The 12,869-nt window shown below is 33.7% G+C and carries 11 protein-coding genes and 1 tRNA gene; 11 read left to right on the top strand and 1 reads right to left on the bottom strand.

From position 1 onward, the window contains the following. Positions 1–7: 7 nt before the first annotated feature. A tRNA-Gly gene (locus ABMA45_RS04500) sits at positions 8–78 on the top strand. A gap of 110 nt (positions 79–188) precedes the next feature. Here ABMA45_RS04500 and ABMA45_RS04495 read toward each other — a convergent pair. After that, positions 189–1,031, bottom strand: coding sequence for a glycoside hydrolase family 16 protein (locus ABMA45_RS04495; RefSeq protein ID WP_022088692.1), 843 nt, complete (start codon positions 1,029–1,031; stop codon positions 189–191). A 255-nt stretch (positions 1,032–1,286) separates the two neighbouring features. Here ABMA45_RS04495 and ABMA45_RS04490 point away from each other — a divergent pair, with 255 nt between their 5' ends. The 10 genes from ABMA45_RS04490 to pflA all read left to right on the top strand — a co-directional run bounded on the left by ABMA45_RS04490 (position 1,287) and on the right by pflA (position 12,862). After that, a complete protein-coding gene (locus ABMA45_RS04490; RefSeq protein WP_022088691.1) occupies positions 1,287–3,068 on the top strand; it encodes a B12-binding domain-containing radical SAM protein in 1,782 nt (593 codons plus the stop codon). After that, positions 3,061–3,786: a 3'-5' exonuclease gene (locus tag ABMA45_RS04485; RefSeq protein WP_022088690.1), complete on the top strand. Its 726-nt coding sequence runs from the start codon at positions 3,061–3,063 to the stop codon at positions 3,784–3,786. Before ABMA45_RS04490 ends, ABMA45_RS04485 begins: the two co-directional genes overlap by 8 nt. 391 nt (positions 3,787–4,177) lie before the next feature. Then, entirely contained in the window at positions 4,178–5,698 is a 1,521-nt protein-coding gene (locus ABMA45_RS04480) for a VanW family protein (protein WP_022088688.1), read from the top strand. Positions 5,699–5,725: 27 nt separating this feature from the next. Beyond that, positions 5,726–6,703 carry an AIR synthase-related protein gene (locus ABMA45_RS04475; RefSeq protein ID WP_022088687.1) on the top strand — a complete coding sequence of 326 codons (978 nt, stop codon included), beginning with the start codon at positions 5,726–5,728 and terminating at the stop codon, positions 6,701–6,703. A 15-nt stretch (positions 6,704–6,718) separates the two neighbouring features. Further along, positions 6,719–7,201 (top strand): Lrp/AsnC family transcriptional regulator, encoded by a 483-nt coding sequence (locus ABMA45_RS04470; protein ID WP_022088686.1) that lies wholly within the window; start codon positions 6,719–6,721, stop codon positions 7,199–7,201. Then, complete coding sequence (locus ABMA45_RS04465; protein ID WP_022088685.1) at positions 7,201–8,367, top strand: aminotransferase class I/II-fold pyridoxal phosphate-dependent enzyme; 1,167 nt, start codon at positions 7,201–7,203, stop codon at positions 8,365–8,367. The genes ABMA45_RS04470 and ABMA45_RS04465 overlap by 1 nt, the downstream gene beginning before the upstream one ends. Before the next feature lie 206 nt (positions 8,368–8,573). Beyond that, entirely contained in the window at positions 8,574–9,065 is a 492-nt protein-coding gene (gene trmL, locus ABMA45_RS04460) for a tRNA (uridine(34)/cytosine(34)/5-carboxymethylaminomethyluridine(34)-2'-O)-methyltransferase TrmL (protein ID WP_022088684.1), read from the top strand. 324 nt (positions 9,066–9,389) lie between these two features. Next, positions 9,390–9,926 carry a nitroreductase family protein gene (locus ABMA45_RS04455; protein WP_022088683.1) on the top strand — a complete coding sequence of 179 codons (537 nt, stop codon included), beginning with the start codon at positions 9,390–9,392 and terminating at the stop codon, positions 9,924–9,926. A gap of 66 nt (positions 9,927–9,992) precedes the next feature. Next, complete coding sequence (gene pflB, locus ABMA45_RS04450; protein WP_022088682.1) at positions 9,993–12,065, top strand: formate C-acetyltransferase; 2,073 nt, start codon at positions 9,993–9,995, stop codon at positions 12,063–12,065. 26 nt (positions 12,066–12,091) lie between these two features. Beyond that, positions 12,092–12,862 (top strand): pyruvate formate-lyase-activating protein, encoded by a 771-nt coding sequence (gene pflA / locus ABMA45_RS04445; RefSeq protein ID WP_022088681.1) that lies wholly within the window; start codon positions 12,092–12,094, stop codon positions 12,860–12,862. The last annotated feature ends 7 nt before the right edge of the window (positions 12,863–12,869 follow it).

Raw genomic sequence — 12,869 nt, 5'->3', positions numbered from 1 at the left:
GCACTCCGCGGGTGTAGTTCAATGGTAGAACACTAGCCTTCCAAGCTAGATACGTGGGTTCGATTCCCATCACCCGCTTTTGTTATGCCTAAAAATGCTTGTAGAATTTCTTAAAAGAAATATATTAAATATACTTAATCAAAAGAACCCACATCATCGCTGATGTGGGCTCTTTTGATGTTGCTATATTATTTTTTCTGATAAACTCTTACATAATCAATAATAAATTCAAAAGGAATATTAGAATCATCTACAGGTCCGCCAAGCCCACCGCCGACAGCAGTATTTAATATGAGATAAAAAGGCTTGTCAAACGGCCATGAATCATGGCTTTGGTCTGTGTCATCAGCTTTGTTGTAACGACAGTAGCTTTTGCCATCAACGAAATATTCGATATAATCTTTAGTCCATTCCATTGCATAGACATGAAAATCATCTGAAAAATCAACGTCAAAAGTTACATTTGTTGTGTACTGAATGCCATCCTTACGTGTATGATTGTGATTTTTAGAATGAAGGCTGAACAATAAATGCTTTTTTAACCTTCCAATATGTTCTAAAATATCAATTTCGCCACAGTTTGGCCAATGATCATTTTCAGGAATAGGAGGCAAAATAGCTCGTTGCTCCTTGCTCATGTTAAAGAAATCTGGGCGGCCATCAGGTCTTGTAGGAATTCCGTCAGGTAATTTATGAGGCTTAATATATGGCATCATCCATATTGCAGGCCATGAGCCGACACCTCTTGGCACTTTGGCACGAAATTCAAAATAACCATATGTCCACATTCCTTTATTTAAAGTGTTGACTTTTCCTGATGTGTATTCACGGTCGCCATCCTTTTGCTTTAAAGAACGTATTGTTAAATGACCATCTTTCACAAAAACATTATCAAGTCTGTCAGTATAGGCCTGAAGCTCGCGATTTGGCCACTGAAAGTTTCCGGTTTCATAATTCCATTTTTTAGAATCTAATTTTCCTTCGTAATCAAATTCATCATTCCAAACTAAATTGTATTCATTAATATTCATAACTATCTCCAATAAAATTTAAAATTCTTTTTGAATTTAACAATGAAAATATTTTTATGCAATACCTTTTTAAAATAATTTATACATAATAAATTGTTTTGGTGTACAATCACTATTGAGAATAAAATAAAAATATGTAAATATTGGGAGTGATTGTGAATACATAACGTATAATATTAAATTTTACACAGTCAGAATAATGAGATTAAAAATTCTACAGTATTAAAAAAATAATAATCTAAAAGAGGAAATAAAATGAATATAGTTTTAGTAGCAATAAATGCAAAATATATACATTCAAATTTAGCAGTTTACAGCCTGAAAGCTTATGCAGAAAAATATGCAAAAAATGAAAATATAGAAATAGAAATTGCAGAATATACAATAAATCAGACAGAGGACGAAGTACTTAGAAATTTATATGAAAGAAAGGCTGATATTTTAGCATTTTCATGTTATATATGGAATTTGCAAATGACAAAGCATGTAATTGAAAATATGAAAAAGGTTGCGCCTAATGTACCGATTTATATGGGAGGTCCTGAGGTCTCGTATAATGCTAAAGAATTTCTTTTACAAAATAATGAAGTAGAAGGAATTATGCGCGGAGAGGGAGAAAAAATATTTGCAAATTTTGTTACGGCTGTGTCAGAGGAGAATAGACCGATACCAAATCTTTCCAATATAAAGGGAATGGTTTATAGAAGTGCGAGCGGTGAAATTATTGAAAATGAATTGGAAAGCCCGCTCGATATGTCGGATATTCCATTTGTGTACAAAGATTTAAAACAGTTTGAAAATAAAATAATGTATTATGAGACGAGCCGTGGATGCCCATTTTCCTGTAGTTATTGCCTCTCATCGATAGATAAAAAATTAAGATTTAGAAATTTATCTTTAGTAAAAGAAGAATTGAAGTTCTTTATAGATAATAAAGTCGCACAGGTAAAATTCGTAGACAGAACATTTAACTGCAAGAAAGACCATGCAATAGAGATATGGAAGTTTATAAAAGAACATGACAATGGAATAACGAATTTTCATTTCGAAGTTGCAGCAGATTTGATGACAGATGAGGAAATAGAAATTATTAAAGATATGCGTCCAGGACTAATCCAGTTAGAAATTGGAGTGCAGTCTGTAAATGAGATGACTATTTCAGCAATAAACAGAAAGACAAATTTAGACAAAATAAGAGAAAAAGTTGCTAAGATTAAATCATTTGGAAATGTACATCAACATCTTGATTTGATTGCGGGATTGCCTTATGAAGATTATGATTCATTTGCAAATTCCTTTAATCAGGTTTATGCGATGAAACCTGACCAGTTGCAGTTAGGATTTCTTAAAGTACTTTATGGTTCAAATATGAAACTTATGAGCGGGGAATATGGAATAAAGTACTTGTCATATCCACCGTATGAGGTTTTAGAGACAAAATGGATTTCATATGAGGATGTGCTTAAATTAAAGGAAGTGGAAGAAGTAGTTGAAATATACTATAATAGTTTTCAATTTTCTAATTCAGTTATGTATTTAGAAAAAATGTTTGAAACTCCATTTGAATTTTATGAAGAGCTAGGCACGTTTTATAAAGCAAACAGCATGAATGGTGAAAAACATTCGCGAATTGCAAGATATATATTGTTAAGAAAATTTGCAGAATTATTAATAAAAGAAGAAAATAGACCGATAGATATTAATAAGTTTGACGAATTATTAACATTAGATGTATATTTGCGTGAGAATATAAAAACAAGACCGTTATTTGCAAAAGATATTAATAACTTTAAGAAGGAAAAGCAAAGTATTTACAGAAATGAGAAAATATATGAAGTAATTCCTGCGTACAGGGATTATGATAGCAAGCAGATTGCAAAAATGACTCATATAGAAGTGTTTGAAAGAATTTATGAAGCACAGTCAAATCCGAAATATATTTTATTTGACTATAAAGACAGAAACGCGTTAAACAGCGAAGCAAACACAATTGATGTTACAAATTTAGTTGAAAGGTTTGGAGAGAATAATGACTAATGAATATGTCTGTGTGGATATTGAAACCACGGGATGTAAACCAATGGAAAATAAAATAATCGAAATAGGTGCTGTAAAGGTTAAAGATGGAAAGATAGTTGACACATTCTCACGTCTTATAGACCCTGAATGTAATATCCCTTATTACATAACTAATCTTACAGGAATAACAAATGATATGGTAAAGGGGCAGGATACGATAGCTATTGTGCTTAAGGACTTTATTGACTTTGCAGAGGGTGATGTGATAATGGGGCATAATATAATGTTTGATTATAGTTTCCTAAAATGCAATGCCATGGCGTACAATTATAAATTGGAAAAAAGGGGAATTGATACGTTAAAGATTGCAAGAAAAACTATGCCTGAATTAGAAAGTAAGGCGCTGGATTATTTGTGCAGATATTTTGGAATTCTTGACGAAAATCATCATCGTGCATTTAATGATGCTGCAGTTACGGTTGAATTATATAATATTTTGTGTGGCAAATTTGGTGCAGAGTACAAGGAAGTATTTGAACCACAGCCGCTTGTGTGTAAAATAAAAAAAATACAGCCTGCCACGGCAAAACAAATAAAATATTTAAAAGATTTAATGGCATATCATGGTATAGAAGAGCAAATTGAATACGACAAACTGAGCAAAAATGAAGCATCTAAAAAAATAGACAAAATTATAAGCAAAAAGGGAAGAATTTTTGGCTTTGAGAACAAATAGTGTTGTGTTATACTGTGATAATATAGGTTTATAAGCAAAACTATTATGGAATTTATAAGAATTTGCATTGCTAAAGTTAAGAAAATAGTGATAACATATGCAACCTGAGCAAATATGCAAATTAAAAATTTCTACAAATTATAAAAGTATATAAAGGAGAATTGACATGAATTTTTTTGATATGTTCAATAAGAAGAAAAACCAGAGAATCATTTCAGGTGTAATAATTGCAGTAGTTGTACTTGCAATGGTAGTGACAACAGTATTTTCTGTTATGCCGTAAATATAGAAGAGAAAACAAAATGAATGAATTTCATTTTTCTATAAATGTTTTCGACGAGTAGCCGCCGACCAAAGGGAGGGGCAATACAGATTAAGAGGAGGAAAACAAGTGAAAAGTATAAAGAAGAGCGTTGCTGTTATAACAGTAGTTGCAGCTGTACTTGGAATGTCAGTATTTGCATTTGGAGCTGCATCTTCTAAAAATTCAAAAGATAAAGATGTAATCAAAAGTGGAGTAAGAATTGAAAGTATAGACGTAAGCGATTTGACAGAAGAAGAAGCAAATACTAAGGTAAAAGCTTATGTAAAAGAAAAAACAAATGTGCCGGTTAAGATTGATGTAAATGGTACAGAGGTAAAAACTAATTTAAGTGACTTAGGATATAAATGGACAAACAAGTCAGTAATTGAAGAAGCAGTCGGAGTTGGAAAATCAGGAAATGTTATAAAGAGATATAAAGACGGACTTGATTTGAAAAATAAAGGAATTGAGCTCAAACTTGAATTTGGAATTGAAGAAAAAAATATGAAAGACAATTTAAAGAAAATTTGCGACAGCTATAATGTTGAAGCAAAGAATGCGTCTTTAAAACTTACTTCTTCAGGGTTTGAAGTTATACCTGAGCAGGATGGTGTCGTTATTGATTATGATGTAACAGTATCAGGTTTATATGATTACATAACAAAGGAATGGGATAACAAATCAGATATTTTATATACAGCAGAAACAAAGGTGTCTAAACCTAAATATACATCAGAAGATTTAAAGAAAGTTTCTTCTACACCTATGGGAAGTTACTATACTTCATTTTCTGTAGGAACTTCATATGATAATAGAAATAACAATATTAAACATGGAGCTGAAGTATTAGACGGAATTCTTTTATATCCGGGAGAGCAGTATTCATTAAATGAACATTTGGCACCATGGACAGCTGAAAATGGATGGTATCCTGCAGGAACATATGTTGATGGTGGTGTAGCAGACAGTTATGGCGGTGGTATTTGTCAGGTATCAAGTACACTATACAATGCATTGCTTGAAGCAGAAATTAAAGTTGTAGAAAGATATTCTCATTCAATGTCAGTAGCTTATGTGCCATTGGCAGCGGATGCAGCTTTAGCAGGAGATTATAAAGACTTAGTATTTGAAAATAATACGGATGCACCTATTTACATTCAGTCTGTATATAATGCAGGTGGAACATTGACTTTTAAAGTTTATGGCCATGATACAAGAGACAGTAGTCGCTCAGTAAAATATGTAAGTGAGACAGTTAAGGAAATACCAATCGGAACAAAGGTTACAAAGGATTCTTCAAAACCTACAAGTTATGAATCAGTAACTGAAAATGGTCATGTGGGATATGTTGCTAAGCTTTGGAAAGTTACATATGAGAATGGAGAAGAAGTTGATAAGGAATTGTTACACACAAGCACTTATGCAATGACTCCAAAGAAAGTTGTAAAAGGAACGAAGAAAGAAGACAAAAAGGGAGAAGAAACGACAGATAAAAAAGATGATTCTGACTCAGATTCAGATAACAAAGAAGAAACAACAAAGAAAAATGAAAAGGCTGAAAAGACAACGTCAGCTAAGGCTAAAGAAACAAAGAAGTCAGAAGAATAAAATAATATATATGATAGGCGGTGGCTTATGCGCAGAGGAAAGATTTCTGAAATCGCTTTAAAACGTTCTGTTTTAAAAAATATAAAAAACAGAAATGCTAAAGTGATTAGAGGAGCAGATTTAAGTAATGACGCCTGTGAAATACAATTAGAAGACGTTACGGTTGTAATGTCTTCTAATTGTATAGAAACATGGTTTGACGGATGCATAGAGTTTAATGTAGCAAAGGGAATGAATAATATATATGTGCAGGGTGGAATTCCACTTGCGGCAGAAGTTTCAATTGCATTACCATTAGAATATGAAGAAAAGCAGCTTGGCAAATTAATGAGAAAGCTTGATGAAGTATTTGGCAAATACAATGTGCAGATTTCAGGCGGTCATACTACTGTTTCTGCTAATGTAAATCAACCTATAATTATGTTTACTATAATGGGTAGTAAGTGCTACAATGTAAATTGTTTGAAGGATGTTAAGCCCGGACAACAGATTGTTATGACAAAATCCATAGCAGTTGGTGGAACGGGACTTATATCTAATGCTAAGACGGATATTTTAAAAGAAAAATTCATAAATACATATGTTGATAAATGTAAAGATATTATAAATTATATTTCAATTGAAGACGAATCACGTATAGCCTTGGAATGCGGAGAGGTTGCTTTACATGACATTTCTACAGGAGGAGTTTTTGCAGGAGTATGGGAACTTACATCTGCAAGTGGTCTTGGAGTGAAAATTGAATTACAAAAGATTCCGGTATGGCAGGAAACAATTGAAGTATCAGAAGTATTTGATATTAATCCTTATATGCTTGATGGTACAGGTTCTTTATTGATAGTAACAAATAATGGGGAAAGGCTTGTAGATGTTTTAGAAGAAAAAGGAATTAACGCAAGCGTTATAGGAATAATAACATCCGATAAAAACAGAGTATTGATAAATGGAGATGAAACAAGATTTCTGGAACCTCAAAGAGGCGATGAAATATATAAGTTATTCTAAAAGGAGAGGTAGAATATGAGAGAAGAAATTCTTCGGTTATTAGAAAAAAATAGCAGAATAGATATTAAAGAGATTGCTATTTTAGTTGGAAAGACAGAAACTGAAGTGGCAAATGAAATAGCACAGATGGAAAAAGAGGGGATTATAAGAGGTTACTATACTTTGATAAACTGGGATAATACAAATGATGAAAGAGTATCAGCGCTTATAGAAGTTAAGGTAACACCGCAAAGAGGAATTGGGTTTGATAAAATTGCTGAGAGAATCAGTAAATTTGATGAAGTAAAATCAGTATATCTTATGTCAGGTGGATTTGATTTTACAGTAATATTAGAAGAAAAGACAATGAAAGAAATTGCTCAGTTTGTTACAAGTAAATTATCTACTTTAGATGAAGTGTTAAATACAGCAACACATTTTGTATTGAAAAAATACAAAGATTACGGTGTGACAATGATGGAAGAACATAAAGATGAAAGGATGTTAGTGACGCCATAATGAAGAATCCAATATCAAATGTAGCAATGAATATGCAACCATCAGGAATAAGAAAGTTTTTTGATATCGTTAGTGAAATGAAGGATGCTATTTCACTTGGCGTTGGAGAACCGGATTTTGACACTCCATGGCATATTCGTGAAGAAGGAATTTATAGCTTAGAAAAAGGAAGAACATTTTACACATCTAATGCGGGACTCATGGATTTGAGGAATGAAATTTGCAATTATCTTGATAGAAAATTAGGATTACAATATGATCCTGCTAAAGAAGTGGTAGTTACAGTAGGTGGAAGTGAGGCTATAGACATAGCGATAAGAGCTATGATTAATCCGGGAGATGAGGTGTTAGTTCCACAACCGTGCTTTGTATCATATGTCCCTTGCGTTCAGTTAGCGTATGGCGTGCCTGTAACAATTGATTTAAAAGAAGAGGACGAATTTAAATTAACAAAAGAATTGTTGCTAGAACATATAACAGACAAAACAAAATTGCTTGTATTACCATTTCCAAATAATCCAACAGGAGCAACTCTTGATAAGCATGAATTAGAAGAGATTGCTCAGGTTTGCATTGAAAAAGATATATATGTATTATCAGATGAAATTTATTCAGAACTTTCATATAAAGAAAAGCATATTTCAATCGCATGTATACCAGGGATGAAAGAAAGAACAGTTCTCATAAACGGATTTTCAAAGGCTTATGCTATGACAGGATGGAGATTAGGCTATGCGTGTGCACCGCACGTTATTATGGAGCAGATGATTAAACTACATCAATTTGCAATTATGTGTGCACCGACAGTAAGTCAGTATGCAGCAGTTGAAGCTTTGAAAAATGGTGACAGAGATGTCGAAAGAATGTGTGAGTCATATAATGAAAGAAGAAGATTTGTTGTTTACAGACTTAGAGAAATGGGCCTTGAATGTTTTGAACCTTATGGAGCATTTTATGTATTCCCGAGCATTAAGAAATTTGGAATGACATCAGAAGAATTCGCAACCAGATTATTACAGGAAGAAAAGGTTGCTGTAGTTCCAGGCGATGCATTTGGAAAATGTGGGGAAGGATATTTAAGAATATCTTATGCATATTCTATTGATAACCTAAAAACTGCATTAGACAGAGTTGAAAAATTTGTCAAAAAACTGGAACAAAAATAAGTGATAATTATTTAGAAAAAGTTGTGATATAAGTAATTGTTGAAAAACTCCAATATAAAAATTAAAATTATAATGCCAGTAATTATAAAAATTCAATGCAAATAATTTATTGGAAGTAACGTTATAAGTAATTATCAAATTCATATTTTTATAAATAAAAAATAGCAAATCATAATTTGAAGAATTTGCATTGAAAGAGGGAAAAGATGAATATCGTTTTATTAGAACCTGAAATACCACAGAATACAGGAAACATAGGAAGAACATGTTGCGCCACAGGGACAAAACTACATTTAATAGAGCCTATGGGATTTAAAATCAATGAAAAATCAGTTAAAAGAGCCGGAATGGATTATTGGGAACATTTAGATGTTACAATCTATGAAAGCTATGAAGACTTTTTGGAAAAAAATCCAAATGCGAAAATATGGATGGCAACAACTAAGGGACCAAACAGATATAGTGATGTTAAATTTGAAGAAAATGATTACATCATGTTTGGAAAAGAAAGTGCAGGGATACCTGAGGAAATATTAGTTGAAAATCAGGAACATGCAATACGAATCCCAATGAATCCACAGATTCGTTCATTGAATCTTGCAAATTCAGTAGCAATCGTATTATATGAAGCTTTACGTCAGAATGATTTTGCAGGAATGCAAATGGAAGGACATTTGAGAAAATACGATTGGAAATAATAAAAATTGACATATTTTAATGCCGAAAGTTAAAAAAATCTACAATAATAGCAGGAAAACTGTTGTTTTGTAGGTTTTTTTTGGTTAAAAACGATTTTAATAAAGTTACCGTATTTTAGGACTAAAATTCGTATTAAAATATATCAAATTCCACATTAAAATTAGTCGAATATTTTTGAATCAAACCATTGCAAAACAAATAATTAAGTGATATATTAGTCTCGATTAGTGGAGACATTATGTGTTTTTGTTGTACTTTTTATAGAAGAAACAAGTAAAAAAAACGCATTTTGCCATAAAAATAACATACATGGAGGTTTATAGATGGAAACTTTAGAATGTATTAAAACAAGAAGAAGTGTCAGAAAGTTTAAGACAGATTCAGTAAGTAAAGAAACAATTGAGAAACTTGTATTGGCAGCATCATATGCACCTTCATGGAAAAATACTCAGACAACAAGGTACATTGCTATAACTAATGAAGAAGTTAAGGCAAGATTAGCAACAGAATGTTGTGCAGAACACAACGCTCAGATAATCAATGGAGCCCCTTTACTTATAGCAACTTTAATTGTGGACAAGCGTTCAGGATTTGAAAGAGATGGAAGCTTTTCTACATCTAGAAAGGATGCATGGCAGGCATTTGACAATGGTATTGCAACACAGACTCTTTGCCTTGCGGCAAATGACCTTGGATTAGGAACGGTTGTTATGGGACTTTATGATATAGATAAGGCCAGTGATATAATTGGAGTTCCTGAAGGTCAGCTTTTAATGGCTTTAGTTGCTGTAGGATATCCGGATGAGAAACCGTCTGTACCGAAGAAGAAGACAGTAGAAGATTTATTGAGTTACTGTTAATAAAAGCACTAATATGTTAGAAAAGCGCAAGCTTTTATATATTTATTTTTAGGAGGAAGAACAAAAATGAGAGAAGAATGGACAGGATTTAGCAATGGCGCATGGACATCAGAAGTCAACGTTAGAGATTTTATCCAGAAAAACTACACACCATATGATGGTGATGCTAGTTTCTTAGCAGGACCAACACAGAACACAACAGATTTATGGAATCAGGTACTTGATCTTCAGAAGAAGGAAAGAGAAGCTGGTGGTGTTCTTGATATGGATACAAAAGTTGTACAGACAATCACATCACACGGTGCAGGTTACTTAGACAAAGATAAAGAAACAATCGTAGGTTTCCAGACAGATAAGCCTTTCAAGAGAGGTCTTCAGGTTAACGGTGGTATCCGTATGGCTATGAAAGCTTGCTCAGATAACGGCTATGAAGTAGATCCGGAAGTTGTAGATTTCTACACAAACTATAGAAAGACACATAACGCAGGTGTATTTGATGCTTACACACCTGAAATCAGAACATGTAGAACAAACCACATCGTAACAGGTCTTCCTGATGCTTACGGACGTGGACGTATCATTGGTGACTACAGAAGAGTTGCATTATACGGTGTTGATACACTTATCGTAGATAAGGAAGCTCAGAAGGCTGCTACACCTACAGAAATGAGACCGGAAGTTATCCGTGATAGAGAAGAATATTCAGAACAGATCAGAGCTCTTAAGGAATTAAAAGAATTAGGTAAGATTTACGGATTTGATATTTCTAGACCAGCTCAGAACGTACAGGAAGCTATTCAGTGGATGTACTTAGCATACTTAGCAGCAGTTAAGGAACAGAATGGTGCAGCTATGTCACTTGGACGTACTTCAACATTCATCGATATCTATGCTCAGAGAGACTTAGAAAACGGTACATTTACAGAAGAACAGATTCAGGAATTCGTTGACCACTTCATCATGAAGTTAAGATGCGTTAAGTTCGCAAGAACACCTGAATACAACCAGATTTTCGCTGGTGATCCAGTTTGGGTTACAGAATCAATCGGTGGTGTAGGTATTGACGGACGTCATATGGTAACAAAGACATCATTCAGATACCTTCATACATTAGAAAACTTAGGTGCAGCTCCAGAACCAAACCTTACAGTACTTTGGTCAACAAGACTTCCACAGGAATTCAAGAAATACTGTGCTAAGCTTTCAATTGAATACTCATCAATGCAGTACGAAAACGATGACTTAATGAGAGTATACAATGGTGATGACTACGGAATCGCTTGTTGTGTATCTTCAATGAGAATTGGTAAAGAAATGCAGTTCTTCGGAGCTAGAGCAAACCTTGCTAAATGTCTTCTTTACGCTATCAATGGTGGTGTTGATGAAAAGACTAAGGTTCAGGTAGGACCTAAGTACAGACCAATTACATCAGAATACCTTGATTATGATGAAGTAATGGAAAGATACGAAGATATGATGAAATGGTTATCAGGAGTATATGTAAATGCTCTTAATATCATTCATTATATGCATGATAAATACTCATATGAAAGAATCCAGATGGCATTACATGATGCTCACGTTAAGAGATGGTTTGCAACAGGTGTTGCCGGACTTTCAGTAGTAGCAGATTCACTTTCAGCTATGAAATATGCTAAGGTTAAAGTAATCAGAGATGAAGACGGATTAGCAGTAGATTATGAAGTAGAAGGTGACTTCCCTAAATATGGTAACGATGATGACAGAGTAGATAGCCTTGCAGTTATGATTGTTGACAAATTCATGGGCTACTTAAGACAGCACTACACATACAGAGATAGTATCCCAACACAGTCAATTCTTACAATTACATCAAACGTAACATATGGTAAGAATACAGGTAACACACCTGACGGAAGAAAAGCTGGACAGCCATTCGCTCCAGGTGCTAACCCACTTCACGGAAGAGATACTCATGGTGCAGTTTCATCACTTGCATCTGTAGCTAAGATTCCATTTGAAAACGCTAGAGATGGTATCTCAGATACATTCACAATCATCCCAGATGCTCTTGGAAAAGATTGTGACGTATTCACAGGTGATCTTGACGCTGACGAACTTGGTCTTGATATCGACGATCTTATCAAGTTACAGCAGTAATAAAAAATAAAAGGAAATGATTCAGAATGACAACAGGAATAATTCATTCAACTGAAAGCTGTGGGACAGTAGATGGACCTGGCGTAAGATTTGTAGTGTTCTTCAAAGGGTGCCCAATGAGATGTGCATATTGCCATAATCCGGACACATGGACTATGGAGGGCGGTACAGAAATGACTGTTCAGGAGCTTCTTGACGAATACCAAAAGAAAGCACCATTTTATAAAACCGGAGGTATCACCGCTACAGGCGGTGAGCCAATGGTACAAATAGATTTTCTTACGGAACTGTTTGCCGCAGCGCATAAAAAAGGAATTCATACCTGTCTGGATACATCAGGTGTAACATTTAGACCTGATAATCCGGAAAATCTGAAAAAAGTAGATAAATTACTTGAAGTAACCGATTTGGTTATGCTGGATATAAAACACATTGATCCGGAAGAACACAAAAAGTTGTGCAAACAGCCAAATGATAATATTTTGGCATTTGCAAAATATCTTAATGATAAAAAGATTCCAATATGGATAAGACATGTTGTGGTTCCGCATATTACAATGAACAAAGAATATCTTTATAAGTTAGGTCTATTTATAGGAAAACTTGAGATGGTTAAGGCATTAGATATTTTACCATATCATGATATGGCTAAACCAAAGTATGCAGAACTTGGGATTGATTATCCATTAAAGGATATAGAGCCAGCTACTAAAGAAATGGCTGTAGCGGCTAGAAAAATAGTGTTACAGGGATTTAGAGAATCCAGGATAAAATTATTAGAAGAGAAAAACAAATAGGAGGTAG

This window comes from Eubacterium sp. CAG:156 (genome assembly GCF_000434315.1).
In the GTDB taxonomy this organism is placed as follows: Bacteria; Bacillota; Clostridia; order Lachnospirales; family Lachnospiraceae; genus Eubacterium_U; species Eubacterium_U album.
This window is presented reverse-complemented; position numbering and strand designations above follow the sequence as displayed.

Coding starts and splice junctions, on each gene's coding strand:
- ABMA45_RS04495 (WP_022088692.1), bottom strand. CDS start 1,031: ATGAATATTAATGAATACAATTTAGTTTGGAATGATGAATTTGATTAC.
- ABMA45_RS04490 (WP_022088691.1), top strand. CDS start 1,287: ATGAATATAGTTTTAGTAGCAATAAATGCAAAATATATACATTCAAAT.
- ABMA45_RS04485 (WP_022088690.1), top strand. CDS start 3,061: ATGACTAATGAATATGTCTGTGTGGATATTGAAACCACGGGATGTAAA.
- ABMA45_RS04475 (WP_022088687.1), top strand. CDS start 5,726: ATGCGCAGAGGAAAGATTTCTGAAATCGCTTTAAAACGTTCTGTTTTA.
- ABMA45_RS04470 (WP_022088686.1), top strand. CDS start 6,719: ATGAGAGAAGAAATTCTTCGGTTATTAGAAAAAAATAGCAGAATAGAT.
- ABMA45_RS04465 (WP_022088685.1), top strand. CDS start 7,201: ATGAAGAATCCAATATCAAATGTAGCAATGAATATGCAACCATCAGGA.
- trmL (WP_022088684.1), top strand. CDS start 8,574: ATGAATATCGTTTTATTAGAACCTGAAATACCACAGAATACAGGAAAC.
- ABMA45_RS04455 (WP_022088683.1), top strand. CDS start 9,390: ATGGAAACTTTAGAATGTATTAAAACAAGAAGAAGTGTCAGAAAGTTT.
- pflB (WP_022088682.1), top strand. CDS start 9,993: ATGAGAGAAGAATGGACAGGATTTAGCAATGGCGCATGGACATCAGAA.
- pflA (WP_022088681.1), top strand. CDS start 12,092: ATGACAACAGGAATAATTCATTCAACTGAAAGCTGTGGGACAGTAGAT.